Genomic DNA, 17,560 nt, shown 5'->3' on the forward strand with positions numbered 1-17,560 from the left:
CCCAGACCGCTGCGGTCCACGGCGCTCTGCAGCGCCCAGTTCCCGCTGCTGCGGCGGATCACCGGCCGCGGCGGGCGCCCCCCCCCCCCCCCCCCCCCCCCCCCCCCCCCCCCCCCCCCCCCCCCCCCCCCCCCCCCCCGCCGCTCGGTTCAGCTGTGGTCGTCGCCGCGGCGGGGGTGCAGGGGCGGCAGAGCCGCGATGGCCTCGGTGCGGGTGAGGCCGGTGGCCTGCAGCAGGTCGACCGCGATCGAGCGGACCTGCAGCACCACCACCTGCATCGAGAAGTCGCCCTCGCCGAGCAGTTCCACCGAGGACTTCCGCGCCACCGCGCGCGCCGCCTCCCGCGCCTGCAGCGGCTCGTTCCCGCCCGCGAGCTCGTCGCGCAGCAGCACCACCGACCCGGCCAGCTCCTCCAGCAGGCCCGGCAGCGGGCGCGGCACCGGCTCGTCGTCGCGCAGCGCCGACATGGCGCGCCGGGCCAGCACCCGGGTGTTGCGCAGCGCCCGGTCGATGGGCGTGGCCGCGGCCTCGTAGCGCTTCAGGTCGCCGCGGCGGCGCCAGCGGATCGGCGCGATCTTCGCGATCTCCCCGCCCGCGTCCAGCGCGGTCCGGAACTCGTCCACCAGCTCCTGGCTCTTGCGCACCTTCGCCAACGTGTCCGAGGCGACGTCGGTGTCCCGCCGCGACACCGCCCACGCCACGCCCCGCAGGCCGTCGGTGAGCGCCCCCAGCACCAGCCTGCCGTTGCGGTGCGCCACCGCCAGCGGGTTCGCGGGCAGTAGCGCCGCCACCACGAACCCGATCAGCCCGCCGACCGCCGCGTCGATCATGCGGGTCAGGCCGCCCGCCGAAGCCGGGGGCAGCAGCGTCGCCACCAGCACCGACGACGACGCGGCCTGCAGCACGATGATCGCCCCGCTGTCCGCGAGCACCGCCGTGCTCATCGCCAGCGCCACCACCAGCGCGATCTGCCACGGGCCGGTGCCGATCGCCGAGATCAGGATGTCGCCGACCCCGATGCCGATGCTCACGCCGACGACGAGCTCCAGCGCCCGCCGCAGCCGCTGCCCCAGCGACACGCCCAGCGACACCACCGCCGCGATCGGCGCGAAGAACGGCGCCGGGTGCCCCACCAGGCTCTTCGCCACCGCCCACGCCAACCCGGCGGCGACGGCGCACTGCACGATCGGCACGCCCGACCGGAACAACCGCCGCAACCGCCGACTCAACTCCTGCCGAACCCGATGCACGCGCCCATTCTCCGCCACGACGATCGTGCAGAGGCAGCGGTGGGCCACGACGGCCGCCGGTTCGGGTCGATCGAGACCCGCCCGGTCCGGGCTGGTGCGGCGCACCGCGGGAACACCGAGGTAGCGGGTGGGCCAGGGGCGAGTTCGGGCGGTTCCCGGGGGGCCTGCGAGGAGTCCACGCCTTCGAGGTCGGCAGCGCCGCGCGGGAGGTCCCGGTTCCCCGGCCCTCCTGCGCGCGACGTCACGCCAGGCCGGTGGCTTCCACCGAGGCCGGGTCGCTGTCGAGCAGCAGCTGGCGGCAGCGGTCGAACTCGTCGGTCTCGCCGATCGCGCCCGCGGCCTTCGCCAGCACGGCCACGGCGCGCAGCACGCCCTGGTTGGGGCGGTGCCGCCACGGCACCGGGCCGAAGCCCTTCCAGCCGGACCGGCGCAGCGCGTCCAGGCCCCGGTGGTAGCCGGTGCGGGCGTAGGCGTAGGCGGCGATCGTCTCGCCGCGCTCCAACGCGGCCTCGCCGAGCTGCGCCCACGCGGCGCTGAAGGTGGGGTGCTCGGCGGCCACCAGGGCCGGGTCGGTGCCCGCGTCCAGCGCGGCCTGCGCGGGCTCGTTCTCGGGCAGCAGCGTTTCCGGTGGCTCCAGCAGGTTCGTCATGGCGCCATCTTGTCACCGGACGCACGAACGCCACCCCGGTGGCCGGGGTGGCGTTCGGCGAGCGGTGCTGCGGTCAGCCGGCCAGCATGCGGCCCGCGGACTTCAGCGTTTCGCAACCGTGCGCGACGCGTGCGGCCATCGCCTGCTCGGCGGCCTTCAGGTAGCTGCGCGGGTCGTAGACCTTCTTGTTCCCGACCTCGCCGTCGATCTTCAGCACGCCGTCGTAGTTCTTCAGCATGTGGTCGGCGATGGGCCGGGTGAACGCGTACTGGGTGTCGGTGTCGATGTTCATCTTCACCACGCCGTAGGACACCGCTTCGTGGATCTCCTCCAGCAGCGAACCGGAACCACCGTGGAAGACCAGGTCGAACGGCTTCGAACCGGCGGGCAGTCCCAGCTTCTCGGAGGCGACCTCCTGGCCCTGCTTGAGGATCTCCGGGCGGAGCTTCACGTTGCCCGGCTTGTAGACGCCGTGCACGTTGCCGAAGGTCGCGGCCAGCAGGTAGCGGCCCTTCTCGCCGGCGCCGAGCGCCTCCACGGTGTGCTCGTAGTCGCCCGCGGCGGTGTAGAGCTTCTCGTTGATGTCGTTGGCGACGCCGTCCTCCTCGCCGCCGACGACGCCGACCTCCAGCTCCAGGATGATCTTCGCCTTGGCGGCGAGGTCCAGCAGCTCGGAGGCGATCTGCAGGTTCTCGTGCAGCTCGATCGCCGACCCGTCCCACATGTGGGACTGGAACAGCGGGTTCTCGCCGCGGTCCACCCGCTCCTGGCTGATCTGGATCAGCGGCCGGACGTAGCCGTCCAGCTTGTCCTTCGGGCAGTGGTCGGTGTGCAGCGCGATGTTCACCGGGTACTTCGCGGCGACGACGTGCGCGTACTCGGCGAGCGCGGTGGCGCCGGTGACCATGTCCTTGACCTTCGTGCCGGAGGCGAACTCGGCGCCACCGGTCGAGACCTGGATGATGCCGTCGCTTTCGGCCTCGGCGAAGCCGCGCAGCGCCGCGTTGAGCGTCTCCGACGAGGTCACGTTGATGGCCGGATAGGCGAACTCACCTGACTTCGCCCGGTCCAGCATCTCCGCGTAGACCTCGGGGGTCGCGATGGGCATCGGTCGTCCTCCTCGGGGGATGGAGTCGTTCTTGGCAGCGGGGAGCCGCGCCGAATCCTACGAGGGCGCGCGAGGTCCGCGCGGGCCTGTGTCGGTCAGCGCTACCCGTTCGCGTCATAGGGAAAACCACTGGATCGGTGCGGATCTGCACCGCTGTCGGAATCCTCACACCTTCGGGGGTGCGGTGTCGCCTGGACGGGTCAGTGCTCAGGAAACCCAGGAGCCGGTGATCGCGTGCCACTCACGGATCGTGGTCGACGCGAGCACCCCCTGCTGGAGGTACGGATCGGCGTCGAGCAGGCGCTGCACCGCCGCCTCGTCCTCGGCCTCGTACACCAGCTGCGCACCGAGGCCGTCCGCGTACGGGCCGCCGGCGAGCAGCACGCCCTGCTCGGCCAACGACTTCGCGTACACCCGGTGGTCCGGGCGCACCGCCAGCCGCCGTTCCTCGTCATCGCCGTAGACCATTTCGACCACGAACTTCGCCATTTCGGACCTCCTCGATCACGGACCTCGCGCGGACGCTACCCGGCCGAGGGACAGCCGGCGGGTGAGCCGGTACTTTCAGATCATGTTCGGGGATTCCTCATCGGGGGTCGAGCGCAGCGTCGAGCAGACGCTGGGCCACCTCCGCGCCATCGACACCGCGTCCACGCCCAACGACCAGCCGCTCACGCTCGAAGACCTGTACCGCCAGCAGCGGATGCGCATGGTCCGGTTGGCGATCCTGCTGGTCGACGAGCCGGCGACCGCGGAGGACGTGGTGCAGGAGGCGTTCACCGGGCTCTACCGCAACTGGTCCGGGCTGCGGGACGCGAAGGCGGCGATCGGCTACCTGCGCACCGCCGTGGTGAACGGCAGCCGTTCGGTGCTGCGCCGCCGCAAGACGGCTCGCGAGTACCAGCCGCCGCACCAGGCCGACGCGCGCTCCGCCGAGTCGCTGGCGATGCTGACCGCCGAGCACCAGGCGGTGGTGGCGGCGCTGGGCGAGCTGCCGCCGCGGCAGCGCGAGGTGCTGGTGCTGCGCTACTACGGCAACCTCACCGAAGCGGAGATCGCGGAGGCCACCGGCGTGTCCAAGGGCACCGTGAAGTCCACGGCCAGCCGCGGTCTGGAGGCCCTGCAGAAGGTCATGCGCTCGCACTGACCGCCCGTCCGCACTGATCACCGGTCACCCACCGCCGTGCGACCGCTGATCAGGTGAGCCGAGTACGGACCGCGAGCAGCGGGCGCTCCCGCGCCGCGGTCACCGCACCGCCACCGCCATCGACGCGGAACCGGCGCCCGGCCGAGCCGGCGACCATCGAGATCACCCGATCCGCACCGGCCTTTCACCCGGATGCCGTCGCGTCCGCTCCACCGCGCGCCGCTCCGGGTGAAGACCACACCGAACTGGTGTAGACCACCGGAGGCCGGTGCCGGAGGATGGGCGCCGGACGTCGACCACCGCACCCGAGCGCCGCCCGCCGCGCGGCGCAGCCCACCCCGCGGACCGCGGGACGAGGGCCGAACGAAAGTGGGGACCCCCGTGAGCAGCGCGCACGACACCGGCGCCGGCACCCTCACCGCGAGCCGCATCGTCACCCCGGACGGCGTGCTGGCGGACGGCTGGATCCGGCTGTCCGGCAGCACCATCGCCGAGATCGGCACCGGCCCGGCCCCGGCGGACGCCACCGACCTCGGCGACGGCTGGCTGGTGCCCGGCTTCGTCGACGTGCACTGCCACGGCGGAGGCGGCGGCGCCTTCACCGGCCGCGACCTCGAACAGGCGCAGGCCGCGCTGGCCGCGCACCGCTCGCACGGCACCACCACCATGCTCGCCAGCCTCGTCACCGCCCCCGTCCCCGACCTGGCCGACCAGGTCAGCGCGCTGCGCGACCTCGTGGTGGACGGCCTGATCGACGGCATCCACCTCGAAGGCCCCTTCCTGTCCGAGGCGCGCTGCGGCGCCCACGACCCGGCACTGCTGCGGGCCCCGGACCAGAGCTCGGTGCGCACGCTGCTCGACGCGGGGCGCGGCTCGATCCGGATGGTGACGCTCGCCCCCGAGCTCGACGGCGCGGTCGACGCGGTCCGCACCCTCACCGAGCACGGCGCCATCGCCGCCCTCGGCCACACCGACGCCGTCCGCGAGCAGGTGCTGCCCGCCGTCGACGCGGGCGCCACCGTCGCCACCCACCTGTTCAACGGGATGCGCCCGCTGCACCACCGCGAACCCGGGCCGGTCGGCACCCTGCTGGACGACGACCGCGTCACCGTCGAGCTCATCTGCGACCTGGTGCACCTGCACCCCGCCGTGGTGGCGTTCGCCGCGCGGCACGCGGGCACCGGGCGGACCGTGCTGATCACCGACGCGATCAGCGCCACCGGAGCCGGGGACGGGACCTACGAGCTGGGGAAGCTGCCGGTCACCGTGGTGGACGGGGAACCGCGGCTCGCGGACGGGTCGCTGGCGGGCAGCACGCTCACCATGGACGTCGCGTTCCGCAACCTCGTCACCGGCGCCGGGCTGCCCGTGACCGACGCCGTGCACGCCGCCTCGACCCGACCCGCCGAGCTGCTCGGCGCCGCGGACCGGGTCGGCTCGCTGCGCCCCGGCCTGGCCGCCGACCTGGTGCTGCTGGACGACGACCTGCGGCTGCGCCGCGTCATGAAGTCCGGGGCCTGGGTGTCCTGACGCCCCCGGCACCCGCCCCGCCTCGCCCGACGCGTTCGGCGCCGGGCCGGGCGGTGGCTACCCTGGCTGGCATGGAGAGCTCGCGGGACACCCCGGAAAACCTGTTGTCCGCCGCGCTGCGCGCGCAGGCGGTGGGCGGGCAGGCCGGGAACGCCGCCCCGACTCCGCCGCCGTTCCCGCCGCAGGCACCCCTCCCGCCGCCGGCGCCCGCGCGCCGCAGGCTGCCCGTCGGGCAGGTGCTGCTGTTCGCGGTGCTGCTGGGCGTCGCGGCGGGTGGCGTCGTCGGCGTGCTCACCCTCGGCTGATCCACCGCCACCACCTGCGCTTCCGGACGAACGGGACATCCCGTTCCGGCGCCGCGACGGCCGATCCGGCGGTCTCCGGCGTGGCGGCTTGCGCTGGGGCGGACGGCCGAGGTCGGGCTGGCCGCCCGCGCTCAGCGGGCACCGGTACCGTTGGCGAGCGTGACGACCGAATTCCCCGCGATGCTCAACGCCGCCGGAACGTCCACGCTCGCCCTGCTGCCGTCCTGGCTGGATCCGGAGAACATCGTCAGCTCGCTCGGCCCGTTCGCGCTGATCGGCGTCTGCCTGATCATCTTCGCGGAGTGCGGCCTGCTGATCGGGTTCTTCCTCCCCGGCGACTCGCTGCTGTTCGTGACCGGCCTGTTCGTGGCGACCGGGGCGATCTCCACGCCGCTCTGGCTGACCTGCCTGCTGCTGGCGGTGTGCGCGTTCGTCGGCAACGTGACCGGGTACTGGATCGGCCGCAAGGTCGGGCCGACCCTGTTCAACAAGCCCGACTCGAAGCTGTTCAAGGCCGAGCACGTGGACAAGACCCACGAGTTCTTCGAGCGCTACGGTGCGCGGGCGATCATCCTGGCGCGCTTCGTGCCGATCGTGCGCACGTTCATCACCGCCGTCGCCGGCGTCGGGCAGATGGACCAACGGAAGTTCTTCGCCTACTCGGCCGTGGGCGCGGTGCTGTGGGCCGCGGGCATGACCGTGCTCGGGTTCTTCCTCGGGAACATCCCGATCATCAAGGAGAACCTCGAGGCGATGGCGATCCTGATCGTCTTCATCTCGATCGTGCCGATCATCGTCGAGTACGTGCGCGGCCGCCGGACGAAGGCCAAGGACGCGGCCTGAGCCACCGACCACCCCGAAGGCCCGGCCGCACCCCGGCCGGGCCTTTTCACGTCCTCACCAGGCGCGGGACGGGTCCGCGTGCTGCGCGACCCAGGCGTGCATCGCGATGCCCGCGGCGACCCCGGCGTTGATGGAGCGGGTCGAACCGAACTGGGCGATGGACACCACCAGGTCGGCGGTGCCCCGCGAGTCGGTGCCGAGCCCCGGGCCCTCCTGGCCGAACAGCAGCACGCAGCGCTCCGGCAGCGCGGTGCGCTCCAGGGGCGTCGCGCCGGGGGTGTTGTCCACGGCGACGATTGCGAGCCCCTGCTCGGCGGCGAACTCGCGCAGCGACACCAGGTCCGGGTGGTGGTGCACGTGCTGGTACCGGTCGGTGACCATCGCGCCGCGCCGGTTCCAGCGGCGGCGGCCCACGATGTGCACGGCACGCGCGGCGAACGCGTTCGCGGTCCGCACCACGGTGCCGATGTTGTGGTCGTGCTGGAAGTTCTCGATGGCGACGTGGAAGTCGTGCCGCCGGGTGTCCAGGTCGGCGACGACGGCGTCGCGGCGCCAGTACCGGTAGTGGTCGACGACGTTGCGGCGGTCGCCGTTCGCGAGCAGCTCCGGGTCGTAGCGCTCGTCGTCCGGCCACGGGCCGGGCCACGGGCCGACGCCGACCTCGGGACCCCACTCGGTGGGGCCGGGTTCGCCGGCGGCCCGTTCCTCGGTCACCGGTTCTGCGCCGGTCGGTCCTCCGGTCACCGGTTCTGCGGCCACCGGTTCCTCGCCGACCGGTCCTCCGGCCACCAGTTCCCCGGGGCGCTCCGGCGCTCCCACGTCCTGGTTCATCGTCCGGCCGGCCCCTCCCACGGCACGGCGCCGTGCAGGTCGACCAGCAGGTCCAGCATCGGCAGCACCGACTCCGGGGTCGCGGCCCCGGCGCGGAACGCGACCAGGTGCTCCGGGGCGAACTCCAGCACCACGCCGGCGGTCCGCTCGTCCGCGAGCAGCGAACGAGCCGTCGCGGCCGGCAGCACGCGGCGGGCGAACTCGGCGTCCGTCGAGGTCAGCAGGTAGGTGCGGTCGAACTCCGCGTCGCCCAGCTCGACCCGCAGGTCCTGGCCGAGCGCGCCGAACGCGCCGGACCGGGCCAGCCGCAGCTCCGGACCGGCCACCGGCCGGGGCAGCGCCACCGCCACCCCGAAGGTGAACACCCGCTGTCCGAAGCCCGGCGGGCGCCGCAGCTGCACGGCCTCGAAGGGCAGTCCGCGGTGCCGACCGGCCAGGTGGAAGTGGTCCTGCAGCCCGCGGGAGCTCGCGAACTCGCGCAACGCCCGCACCCGCTTCCACAGGTCGTCCGCGGGCACCTGCCGCCAGTCCGCGCCCGCGCGCAGCAGCCGCTGGTAGTTCCGGACGGAGCGCTTGCGGCCGAGCACGGCCACCGCGACACCGGCCGCCAGGACCAGGACGATCAGCAGGAACGCGAGCGGGACGATCGCACCCACGGGATCAGCTCAACCCGAGGTCGGACAGGTCCAGCAGCGAGCGGTAGGTCAGCCCGGCGGCCTCGATGGCCTCCTTGGCTCCGGTGCCCCGGTCCACCACGGTCACCACGCCGACGATGTCGGCGCCCTCCTCCCGCAGCGCCTCCACCGCGGTGAGCACGCTGCCGCCGGTGGTGGAGGTGTCCTCCACCGCGAGCACCTTGCGGCCCGCCACGTCGGGCCCTTCGATGCGGCGCTGCATGCCGTGGGACTTGGCGTTCTTGCGCACCACGAAGGAGTCCAGCGGGCGGCCGGACGCGTGCATCATGGCGGTCGCGACCGGGTCGGCGCCCAGGGTCAGCCCGCCGACGGCGTCGTGTTCCCAGTCCGCGGTGAGCTGCCGCAGCAGGGTGCCGATGAGGGGGGCGGCGGCGTGGTGCAACGTCGCCCGGCGCAGGTCGACGTAGTAGTCGGCTTCCTTCCCGGAGGACAGCGTCACCTTGCCGTGCACGACGGCGATCTCGGTGACGAGCCGGGCGAGTTCGGCGCGTTGTTGCTGGTCGACCTGAGTCACGAGCCCCGATCCTACTGCCGCCCCACCGCGCCGGATCAGGTGCGGCCGGGAACGGTGCGGTGGACGACGGCGCGCTGCACCCGGAGCGGGATGAGCCGCCCGACGGTGACCAGGGCCTTGTACTGCGGGCTGGGGATGGACACCGAGCGGCCGCGGCGCAGGTCGGTGAGGCCTTCGTGCACCACGTCGTCGGCCCGCAGCCAGAACGCCTTCGGCAACCGGCTCATGGACAGCCCGGCGCGCTGGTGGAACTCGGTGCGGGTGAACCCGGGGCACAGCGCCATCACCCGCACGCCGGTGCCGGTCAGCGCGGAGGCGAGCCCCTCGGAGAACGTCGTCACCCACGACTTGGTGGCCGCGTAGGTCGATCCGGCCACCGAGAAGAACCCGGCCACGCTGGACAGGTTGATCACGTCGCCGCCACCGCGGGCCCGCATGCCGGGCACCGCGGCGTGGGTCAACCGCAGGACGGCCGCCACGTTGAGGTCGAGCTGCTTGCGCAGCGTCGCCGCCTCGGTGTCCCAGAAGGCGCCGCCGGTGCCGAACCCGGCGTTGTTGACCAGCAGGTCCACCGGCCGCCGCTCGTCCGCGACGCGCCGCTCCACCTCGGCGAGCTGGGCGTCGTCGGCGAGGTCGGCGACGAGCACTTCGACGGTGACCCCGTGCCGGTCGCGCAGCGCCGCGGCGAGCGCTTCCAGCCGCGCGGCGTCGCGGGCGACGAGCACCAGGTCGTGCCCCTCGGCGGCCAGCCTGCGGGCGAAGGCGTTGCCGATTCCGGAGGTGGGGCCGGTGACGAGTGCGGTAGGCATGGTGCGCACCGTATCGCCTCGCCGACCGGAACCGGTCAGGCCTGGTTCTCGGAGTGCTCGGCCCGGTCCACGCGGACGGTGTCGTTGGTGTCCGCGGGGGAGCCGGCCCCGGTCGCGCCCTTGAGCTGCCGGGTCGGTTCCTCGGCGGCGGGCTCGGCCTCGTTCGGGTCGGTCTCGAACGGGTCGATGATGTCGGCGAGTTCGCCGAGGGCCCGCAGCAGGCGTTCCAGGCGGGCCGGGTCGGCGCTGTCGGGTTCGATCGCGGCGAGCACCCAGTCCTGCTCCAGCCACACCACGGTCACGTCGGGCCCGACCTCCTCGGCCGCGTCGACGAGCGACGGGGTGACCAGCGGGCGGGCCGCGGCGACCTCGGTGACGAAGGCGTAGCGGGACCCGACCGGGCCGAGCAGGTCCAGCCCGGAGTCCTGCGGCACCGGCACGTCCGGCTGCCACAGCTCCAGGGTGGTGCCGACGCTGCGGCGGCAGCGGACGCCGGCGAGCACGGTGGCGACCTTGCCGTTGGTGGTGAGGTCGAGGACGTAGACCTGGCGCCGTCCGTCGGCGGTGAACGTGGAGCCCGCGACGACGTCGGTGGCGGTGCCGCCGGCGTGCTGCGCGAGGGCGCCGCGCTCCCAGCGCGTCGGCAGCACTTGGTCGACCTCCGCGAACTGCCAGCCGCGCAGCGCCGCCCAGCGCCGCCGCTCCCGGTTGTTCGGGGCGCGTCGTGTGCGGTCGGCGATCAGCAGCGCGATGCCCGCGGCGATCGCGAGGACGGCGACGAGGAACCAGACCCAGGCAGGGATACCCACACCGCGCAGGGTAGTCCCGTCCGCATCCTCCGCGAAGATCGCCGGGGTCCCCGTCCCGGAATTGCGCCATCCGTGCGAGCTGCGCTGCACGGATGGTCCGCGGCGGGTGCGCGCTGCGAAGGGGCCGGGTTCGGAGCGTCCGTTTCGCCCGGCCCGATCGGCGATGGGGTGATCACCCGGTCGTCCCGGGGCCGGACGCGAAGAAGGACGGGTGCGGTGGCCCGCGCCCGTCCTCGTTGTTTCTTCCATCGGCCCGTCTGATCGACTTCTGGAGCGGCCGAACGGGTGAACATCGGCCGGAATCCGCTCAGGCCGGGTCGGCGCGGCGCATGGCGTGGACCTCGGGCCAGTCGGGTGCCGCGCCCGGCAACGGGTCCCGGTCCCCGGCGCGGAGCCCTTCGACGACGGCGGCGAGGTAGCGGGCGCGCAGCTCGGCGCGGCGCGGTTCGGCGACCGGCAGCGCCGGGTTGAGGTGCTTGAACAGCAGCACCACGTCGGCGGCGGTGAAGTCGGAGCGCAGCTCGCCTGCGTCGTGCGCGGCCCGCACCACCTCGTCCACGGATGCGGCCATGTCGCGGCGGGCGGCGAGGTAGTCGGCGCTGTGCGCGACGCCCGGCTCGTCCGGGGGCAGCACGGTGCCGACCCCGCTGCCTTCGGCGAGGCAGCGGCGCAGGAAGCCGGTGAACGCCCGCCACGGGTCAGGTTCTCCGGCGCGGGCCGCGTCGGCTTCGGCGACAATGCGGCGCAGGCAGCTGATCCGCACCTGCTCGGCGAGGTCGGTCTTGCTGGGCCAGCGGCGGTAGATGCTGGCGACGCCGACTCCGGCGCGGTGCGCGACGTCCGCGATGGGCGCGTCGAAGCCCTGCTCGGCGAACACTTCGCGAGCCGCGGCGATGACGCGCTCGGCGTAGCCGGCGGAGCGCTGCGCTGTGGTCATGACCACAGGATACGCGGGAGCGGAATGTTCCGGTCCGGTCCCGGGTTGCTGCGGAGCGGAATCGTCCGTTCCGCACGAGGAGAGCCATGACCACCCCGGAGCTCGCACTCGACCGCCCGCTGCGCGCGGGCACCGCCCGACCGGAGATGACCCGGCGCGGCGCCTTCTGGTTCGCCGGCGCGCTGCTGGCCCTGTTCCTGATGGCCTCCACCGCGCCGTCCCCGATGTACGCGATCTACCAGCAGCGCTGGGGTTTCTCCGCGACGGTGCTGACCGAGGTGTTCAGCGCCTACATGGTCGGCATCCTCGCCGCGCTGCTGCTGGTGGGCGCGCTGTCGGACCGGGTGGGACGGCGGCCGGTGCTGCTGGCCGCGCTCGGGCTGGAGATCGTCGCGGTGCTGCTGCTGGCGTTCGCGCCGGGCGTGGGCTGGTTGTTCGCCGGGCGCGCGCTGCAGGGCATCGCGACCGGCGCGGCGACGGGGGCGATCAGCGGTTCGCTGCTGGACTTCCAGCCGCCCGGCACCAGCCGCGGCGCCACCTTGAACGGGGTCTCCGCCGGGGCCGGGATGGCGCTGGGGTCGGGCCTGGCCGGAGCCCTGGTGCAGTTCGCGCCGGCGCCGACGGTGCTGGCCTACCTGCTGCTGGTCGCCGGGTTCGCGGTGGCGGTACCGCTGGTGTGGCTGATGCCGGAGCCGGTGCGCGGCAGCAGGCTCCCGCTGCGCGTGGCGCTGCGCCCGCAGCGGCCCGGGGTGCCCGCGGGGCGCGGCAGGGCGTTCGCACTGCTGGCGACCACGATGCTCGCGGCCTGGACGGTCGGCGGCATGTTCATGTCGCTGGGCCCTTCGGTGGCGAAGAGCCTGGTCGACGGCTCGCCGTACCTGGTGGGCGGGCTCTCGGTCGTCGCGGTGGCCGGGGTGGGTGCGGTCGCGCAGCTGCTGCTGTCCGGGTGGCTGGGCCAGCGGACGGTCCGGGTCGCGGCGCCGGTGCTGATCGCCGGGCTGGCCGTGGTGGCCGGGTCGGTGCTCGGCGGGAGCGCCGTCGGGTTCTTCGCCGGGTCGGCGGTGGTCGGGGCCGGCTGGGGGATGATGTTCATGGGCGGGTTCCGGCTGCTCACCGGGCTGGCCGACCCGGAGAACCGGGCGGCGACCTCGTCGATGATCTACATCGTGGCGTACCTGTCGGCGACGGTGCCGAGCATGCTGCTCGGCATCCTCACCACGTACGCGGGCCTGACCACGACGACCGTCGTCTTCGCCGCCGTGGCCGCCCTCTTCGCCGCCGTGGCCTGGCTCAGCACCTACGCCCGCCACTGAGCCGAGTCGTCCTCCCTGCCAGCGGCGAAGCCGCTGAGCGGAGACCCAGCACGCAACGGGACGACCCGCGGGTTCTCAGCGGTTCCCTCGCGAGGACAGCGAGGGAATCGCTGAGGTTCCGCCACCCGCCCCCGATCAGGCCGAGAAGACGGTCACTCCGCCCGAACGGTCAAGGCCGAGTTGTCGTCGGCCACGTCCACCAGGACCGCGTCCCCGTCCCGCACCTCGCCCGACAGCAGCTGCTTCGCCAGCTGGTCGCCGATCGCGGACTGCACGAGCCGCCGCAGCGGACGTGCCCCGAACACCGGGTCGAACCCGTTGAGCGCCAGCCAGTCCCGCGCGGCGGGCCGCACGTCGAGGGTGAGCCGCCGCTGGGAGAGCCGGTCCGCCAGCCGCTCCACCTGGATGTCCACGATGGACGTCAGCTCCTCGGTGGACAGCGAGTGGAACACCACCATGTCGTCGAGCCGGTTGAGGAATTCCGGCTTGAACTGCTGGCGCACCACGGACAGCACCGCTTCGTCGCGCTGCTGCTCGGTCAGGTTCGGGTCCGCGATGGCCTGCGAACCGAGGTTCGAGGTGAGCACCAGGATGGTGTTCCGGAAGTCCACCGTGCGCCCCTGGCCGTCGGTGAGCCGGCCGTCGTCGAGCGCCTGCAGCAGCACGTCGAACACGTCCGGGTGCGCCTTCTCGACCTCGTCCAGCAGCACCACCGAGTACGGCCTGCGCCGCACCGATTCGGTGAGCTGGCCGCCCTGGTCGTAGCCGACGTAGCCGGGCGGGGAGCCGACGAGGCGGGCCACCGAGTGCTTCTCGGAGTACTCGCTCATGTCGATGCGGATCATCGCCCGCTCGTCGTCGAACAGGAACCCGGCGAGCGCCTTCGCCAGCTCGGTCTTGCCCACGCCGGTCGGCCCGAGGAACAGGAACGATCCGGTGGGCCGGTCGGGGTCGGCGACGCCCGCGCGGGCGCGGCGCACCGCGTCGGACACGGCGCGCACCGCTTCGGCCTGGCCGACGACCCGGGTCTCCAGCTCGTCCTCCATCCGCAGCAGCTTCGCGGTCTCGCCTTCGAGCAGCCGTCCGGCGGGGATGCCGGTCCAGGAGCTGACCACGTCGGCGACGTCGTCGGGCGTGACCTCCTCCTGCAGCATGGCCTTCTGCTCGGTCTGCGCCTCGGTGGCGGTGGCGAGCTCCTTCTCCAGGGCGGGGATGCGGCCGTAGCGCAGTTCGGCGGCCTTGCCGAGGTCGCCGTCGCGTTCGGCGCGGTCGGATTCGCCGCGGAGCTGTTCGAGCTGCGTCTTGAGGTCGCGGACCTTGTCGATGGACTCCTTCTCGCCCTGCCAGCGCGCGGTGAGCTCGGAGAGCCGTTCGCGGCGGTCGGCGAGTTCGCCGCGCAGGGTGGCGAGCCGTTCGACGGAGGCGACGTCGGTCTCCTTGGCCAGCGCCATCTCCTCGATCTCCAGGCGGCGCACGGCGCGTTCCACCTCGTCGATCTCGACCGGCCGCGAGTCGATCTCCATGCGCAGCCGGGACGCGGCCTCGTCCACGAGGTCGATGGCCTTGTCCGGCAGGAACCGCGCGGTGATGTACCGGTCGGAGAGCGTGGCGGCGGCGACGAGCGCGCCGTCGGTGATCCGCACGCCGTGGTGCACCTCGTAGCGCTCCTTGAGCCCGCGCAGGATCGCGACGGTGTCCTGCGGGCTCGGTTCGCCGACCATGACCTGCTGGAAGCGGCGTTCCAGCGCGGCGTCGGTCTCGATGTGCTCGCGGTACTCGTCGAGGGTGGTGGCGCCGACCATGCGGAGCTCGCCGCGGGCCAGCATCGGCTTGATCATGTTGCCCGCGTCCATCGCCCCTTCGCCGGTGGCACCGGCGCCGACGATGGTGTGCAGCTCGTCGATGAACGTGACGACCTCGCCCGCGGAGTCGGTGATCTCCTTGAGCACGGCCTTGAGCCGCTCCTCGAACTCGCCGCGGTACTTGGCGCCGGCGATCATCGAGCCGAGGTCGAGGGCGACGACGCGCTTGCCGCGCAGCGATTCGGGTACGTCACCGGCGACGATGCGCTGGGCGAGGCCTTCGACGATGGCGGTCTTGCCGACGCCGGGTTCGCCGATGAGCACCGGGTTGTTCTTGGTGCGCCGGGACAGCACCTGCACCACGCGCCGGATCTCCGAGTCGCGGCCGATGACCGGGTCGAGCTCACCGCCGCGGGCGCGCGCGGTGAGGTCCTGGCCGTACTTCTCCAGGGCCTGGAAGGTGCCCTCCGGGTCGGGGCTGGAGACCCGGGCCGAGCCGCGCACCTTCGCGAAGGCGTCGCGGAGCGCCTCGGGGGTGGCGCCGTGCCTGCGGAGCAGGTCGGCGACCTGGCCGCCTTCGGCCGCGAGACCGACCAGCAGGTGCTCGGTGGAGACGTAGTCGTCGCCCATCTCGGTGGCCAGGTGCTGGGCGTGGGTCACGGCCTTGAGCGCGTCGCGGGACAGCTGCGGCGCGGACACGGTGGAGCCGGAGGCCGCGGGCTGCGCGTTGATCAGCGCTTCGACCTCGCGGCGCACGTCCGCGACGTCGGCCTCGACCGCGGTCAGCAGCGGCGCCGCGATGCCGTCGCCCTGCGCGAGCAGCGCGCCGAGCAGCCGGGCGGGGCCCACGTCGGGGTTGCCCGCCACCGTGGCGGCCTGGGCCGCCGAGGAGATCGCCTGTTGGGTCTTGGTCGTCGGGTTGAAAGCGTCCATTCCTCCACCTCGCCGGGGCGTCGCGCGCGAGCCTCCATGCTCGCGCAGAGCGCCCGCCGTGCAACACCGGCGGAGGCCCCGGCGCGGCGGGCGAAACGGAACCTCCGCATGAAAGTTGAGTCCGTTGCGCTCAACCATACACCCGTCGCGGCCGACTGGGCATCCCTTCGCCCGTCCACCCCGTTCCGCTCGCCCGTTCGACGGGCTGCCGATCACCACGAGTCGCAAAACGGGCGCGAATTCACCCACTGGCCACCGAAAAGCATTGAGTCCCAATTGTCGCCTTGGTCCACTACCCGCCATGCCCGACACATCCGGCCCGCCACCGGCGAGCCCGCTCCCGCACACCGAGGTGCTCGCCGCCGGGGACGGCGCGCTCTCCGCGGTCGAGAACACCATCAACACCGTCTTCGAGCCGATCTCCGACTGGTTCTCGAACCTCGTGTTCGGCGAACTCACGCTGTTCGGCGTCACGTTCCCCTGGATCGTGGCCTGGCTGGTGATCGCCGCCGCCACGTTCACCGTCGCGTTCGGCTTCATCCAGTTCCGCTCGCTGGGCCTGTCGCTGGCGCTGGTCCGCGGGAAGTACTCCCGCCCGGACGACCCCGGCGAGATCACCCACTTCCAAGCGCTCTCCTCCGCGGTCTCCGCGACGGTCGGCCTCGGCAACATCGCCGGTGTCGGGGTCGCCGTCACCGTCGGCGGCCCCGGCGCGACCTTCTGGATGATCGTGTGCGGCCTGCTGGGCATGTGCACCAAGTTCGTCGAATGCACCCTCGGCGTGCAGTACCGCGACATCCACGAGGACGGCACCGTCTCCGGCGGCCCCATGCAGTACCTGCGCAAGGGCATCGCCGAACGGTTCCCCGGCGGCTTCGGCGCCCGGCTCGGCAAGGTGCTGGCCGTGCTCGCCGCGATCATGATCCTGTTCTTCGGCATCGCCGGGGGCAACATGTTCCAGGCGAACCAGACCTTCGCCCAGCTGCGCAACGTCACCGGCGGCGAGCAGGGCTGGCTGGGCGGGGACGGCGCCGCGCTCGCCTTCGGGCTGGTGCTGGCCGCGCTGGTCGGCGCCGTCATCATCGGCGGCATCAAGTCCATCGGCGCCGCCACCAGCAAGCTGGTGCCGACGATGGCGATCATCTACGTGGTGGCCTGCCTGATCGTGATCGGCGTGAACATCACCTCGGTGCCCGCCGCCCTCGGCGAGATCGTGCGCGGCGCGTTCACCCCGGCCGCCGGGTTCGGCGGGGCGATCGGCGTGCTGATCATCGGGTTCCAGCGGGCCGCGTTCTCCAACGAGGCGGGGCTCGGCTCGGCGCCGATCGCGCACTCCGCGGTCAAGACCCGGCACCCGGTGAGCGAGGGCTTCGTCGCGCTGCTCGAACCCTTCGTGGACACCGTGATCATCTGCACCATGACGGCGCTGACCATCGTCATCGCCCGCACCGAGTTCTGGCTCGACGCGCAGCGGCAGGTGCTCGGCGGCGGGGAGACCCCGGACGGGGTCACCGTCACCTCCGAGGCGTTCGCGACCGTGCTGCCGTGGTTCCCGTACGTGCTGACGCTCGCGGTGGCCCTGTTCGCCATCTCCACGATCATCACCTGGGGCTACTACGGGCAGCGGGCGTGGCTGTTCCTGTTCGGCAAGTCCAAGGCGAAGGAGACCGCCTACAACGTGCTGTTCTGCGCGTGCACCGTGATCGGCTCGGTGCTGACGCTGACCAGCGTGCTCGACTTCGCGGACGCGGTGCTGTTCGCGCTCGCCCTGTTCAACATCATCGGGCTGTACCTGCTGCTGCCCGTGGTCAAGCGCGAGCTCCGGAGCTTCCGCGAGAAGCTGCGCACCGGGGAGGTGGCTCCGGTCGAGCGGCCGGAGGAGGTGGGCTGACCCGCCCCCGACGTGCGAGAGGGGCGCCCGCCCCCGGCGAACGCCCCTGCTCGCGTGTTCCGCCCGCCCCCGTGCGGGCGGAACCCCCGCGGGGGCGCGCCCCCCCCCCCCCCGCCGGGGGGGGGGGCGCCGCGCGGGGGGGGGGGCGGGGCCGCCCCCCCCCCCGCCCCGCGGGGGGCCCCCCCCGGGGGGGG

Annotated in this window: 17 protein-coding genes; 6 read left to right on the plus strand and 11 right to left on the minus strand. The window is 73.2% G+C overall.

Going from position 1 to position 17,560, the window contains the following annotated elements:
- Nucleotides 1–149 precede the first annotated feature (149 nt).
- From LCD35_RS27840 to LCD35_RS27855, 4 genes are all read right to left on the minus strand, one after another.
- Nucleotides 150–1,250: an aromatic acid exporter family protein gene (locus LCD35_RS27840; protein WP_224961079.1), complete on the minus strand. Its 1,101-nt coding sequence runs from the start codon at nt 1,248–1,250 to the stop codon at nt 150–152.
- Nucleotides 1,251–1,491: 241 nt separating this feature from the next.
- A complete protein-coding gene (locus tag LCD35_RS27845; protein WP_224961081.1) occupies nt 1,492–1,899 on the minus strand; it encodes a DUF3151 domain-containing protein in 408 nt (135 codons plus the stop codon).
- A gap of 73 nt (nt 1,900–1,972) precedes the next feature.
- Nucleotides 1,973–3,007 (minus strand): class II fructose-bisphosphate aldolase, encoded by a 1,035-nt coding sequence (gene fbaA / locus LCD35_RS27850; RefSeq protein ID WP_224961083.1) that lies wholly within the window; start codon nt 3,005–3,007, stop codon nt 1,973–1,975.
- A gap of 207 nt (nt 3,008–3,214) precedes the next feature.
- Nucleotides 3,215–3,496: a YciI family protein gene (locus tag LCD35_RS27855; RefSeq protein ID WP_224961085.1), complete on the minus strand. Its 282-nt coding sequence runs from the start codon at nt 3,494–3,496 to the stop codon at nt 3,215–3,217.
- A gap of 82 nt (nt 3,497–3,578) precedes the next feature.
- Between LCD35_RS27855 and LCD35_RS27860 the strand changes: the two genes are divergently transcribed.
- The 4 genes from LCD35_RS27860 to LCD35_RS27875 all read left to right on the plus strand — a co-directional run bounded on the left by LCD35_RS27860 (nt 3,579) and on the right by LCD35_RS27875 (nt 6,832).
- Nucleotides 3,579–4,154: a SigE family RNA polymerase sigma factor gene (locus tag LCD35_RS27860; RefSeq protein ID WP_224968178.1), complete on the plus strand. Its 576-nt coding sequence runs from the start codon at nt 3,579–3,581 to the stop codon at nt 4,152–4,154.
- A gap of 381 nt (nt 4,155–4,535) precedes the next feature.
- Nucleotides 4,536–5,684 (plus strand): N-acetylglucosamine-6-phosphate deacetylase, encoded by a 1,149-nt coding sequence (gene nagA / locus LCD35_RS27865; protein ID WP_225045202.1) that lies wholly within the window; start codon nt 4,536–4,538, stop codon nt 5,682–5,684.
- 71 nt (nt 5,685–5,755) lie between these two features.
- Entirely contained in the window at nt 5,756–5,989 is a 234-nt protein-coding gene (locus tag LCD35_RS27870) for a hypothetical protein (protein ID WP_224968174.1), read from the plus strand.
- A 180-nt stretch (nt 5,990–6,169) separates the two neighbouring features.
- Nucleotides 6,170–6,832, plus strand: coding sequence for a VTT domain-containing protein (locus LCD35_RS27875; RefSeq protein WP_224961107.1), 663 nt, complete (start codon nt 6,170–6,172; stop codon nt 6,830–6,832).
- Nucleotides 6,833–6,886: 54 nt separating this feature from the next.
- On the opposite strand, the gene LCD35_RS27880 is transcribed toward LCD35_RS27875, so the two are convergent.
- The 6 genes from LCD35_RS27880 to LCD35_RS27905 form a co-directional block, all read right to left on the minus strand.
- Entirely contained in the window at nt 6,887–7,546 is a 660-nt protein-coding gene (locus LCD35_RS27880) for an RNA methyltransferase (protein ID WP_224961109.1), read from the minus strand.
- 113 nt (nt 7,547–7,659) lie between these two features.
- Nucleotides 7,660–8,319, minus strand: coding sequence for a hypothetical protein (locus tag LCD35_RS27885; protein ID WP_224961093.1), 660 nt, complete (start codon nt 8,317–8,319; stop codon nt 7,660–7,662).
- 4 nt (nt 8,320–8,323) lie between these two features.
- On the minus strand, nt 8,324–8,872 hold the full coding sequence (gene pyrE, locus LCD35_RS27890) for an orotate phosphoribosyltransferase (RefSeq protein WP_224961095.1): 549 nt from the start codon (nt 8,870–8,872) through the stop codon (nt 8,324–8,326).
- Between the two features lie 35 nt (nt 8,873–8,907).
- On the minus strand, nt 8,908–9,681 hold the full coding sequence (locus LCD35_RS27895) for an SDR family oxidoreductase (protein ID WP_224961097.1): 774 nt from the start codon (nt 9,679–9,681) through the stop codon (nt 8,908–8,910).
- 35 nt (nt 9,682–9,716) lie between these two features.
- Nucleotides 9,717–10,490, minus strand: coding sequence for a hypothetical protein (locus LCD35_RS27900; RefSeq protein ID WP_225045203.1), 774 nt, complete (start codon nt 10,488–10,490; stop codon nt 9,717–9,719).
- A gap of 307 nt (nt 10,491–10,797) precedes the next feature.
- Nucleotides 10,798–11,427 carry a TetR/AcrR family transcriptional regulator gene (locus LCD35_RS27905; RefSeq protein ID WP_224961101.1) on the minus strand — a complete coding sequence of 210 codons (630 nt, stop codon included), beginning with the start codon at nt 11,425–11,427 and terminating at the stop codon, nt 10,798–10,800.
- Between the two features lie 86 nt (nt 11,428–11,513).
- Here LCD35_RS27905 and LCD35_RS27910 point away from each other — a divergent pair, with 86 nt between their 5' ends.
- Nucleotides 11,514–12,740: an MFS transporter gene (locus LCD35_RS27910; RefSeq protein ID WP_225045204.1), complete on the plus strand. Its 1,227-nt coding sequence runs from the start codon at nt 11,514–11,516 to the stop codon at nt 12,738–12,740.
- Nucleotides 12,741–12,892: 152 nt separating this feature from the next.
- Here the strand turns inward: LCD35_RS27910 and clpB are convergent, their stop codons facing one another.
- A complete protein-coding gene (gene clpB / locus LCD35_RS27915; protein WP_224963145.1) occupies nt 12,893–15,475 on the minus strand; it encodes an ATP-dependent chaperone ClpB in 2,583 nt (860 codons plus the stop codon).
- Nucleotides 15,476–15,776: 301 nt separating this feature from the next.
- Between clpB and LCD35_RS27920 the strand changes: the two genes are divergently transcribed.
- Complete coding sequence (locus LCD35_RS27920) at nt 15,777–17,366, plus strand: sodium:alanine symporter family protein (protein WP_224967890.1); 1,590 nt, start codon at nt 15,777–15,779, stop codon at nt 17,364–17,366.
- Nucleotides 17,367–17,560: the final 194 nt, after the last annotated feature.

It is taken from the genome of Saccharopolyspora sp. 6V (genome assembly GCF_020176785.1).
Lineage (GTDB): Bacteria > Actinomycetota > Actinomycetes > Mycobacteriales > Pseudonocardiaceae > Saccharopolyspora_C > Saccharopolyspora_C gregorii.

Excerpts from the sequence above, each read along its gene's own strand:
- LCD35_RS27845 (WP_224961081.1), bottom strand. The coding sequence starts at position 1,899 with ATGACGAACCTGCTGGAGCCACCGGAAACGCTGCTGCCCGAGAACGAG.
- fbaA (WP_224961083.1), bottom strand. The coding sequence starts at position 3,007 with ATGCCCATCGCGACCCCCGAGGTCTACGCGGAGATGCTGGACCGGGCG.
- LCD35_RS27855 (WP_224961085.1), bottom strand. The coding sequence starts at position 3,496 with ATGGCGAAGTTCGTGGTCGAAATGGTCTACGGCGATGACGAGGAACGG.
- LCD35_RS27860 (WP_224968178.1), top strand. The coding sequence starts at position 3,579 with ATGTTCGGGGATTCCTCATCGGGGGTCGAGCGCAGCGTCGAGCAGACG.
- LCD35_RS27870 (WP_224968174.1), top strand. The coding sequence starts at position 5,756 with ATGGAGAGCTCGCGGGACACCCCGGAAAACCTGTTGTCCGCCGCGCTG.
- LCD35_RS27875 (WP_224961107.1), top strand. The coding sequence starts at position 6,170 with ATGCTCAACGCCGCCGGAACGTCCACGCTCGCCCTGCTGCCGTCCTGG.
- LCD35_RS27895 (WP_224961097.1), bottom strand. The coding sequence starts at position 9,681 with ATGCCTACCGCACTCGTCACCGGCCCCACCTCCGGAATCGGCAACGCC.
- LCD35_RS27905 (WP_224961101.1), bottom strand. The coding sequence starts at position 11,427 with ATGACCACAGCGCAGCGCTCCGCCGGCTACGCCGAGCGCGTCATCGCC.
- LCD35_RS27910 (WP_225045204.1), top strand. The coding sequence starts at position 11,514 with ATGACCACCCCGGAGCTCGCACTCGACCGCCCGCTGCGCGCGGGCACC.
- clpB (WP_224963145.1), bottom strand. The coding sequence starts at position 15,475 with ATGGACGCTTTCAACCCGACGACCAAGACCCAACAGGCGATCTCCTCG.
- LCD35_RS27920 (WP_224967890.1), top strand. The coding sequence starts at position 15,777 with ATGCCCGACACATCCGGCCCGCCACCGGCGAGCCCGCTCCCGCACACC.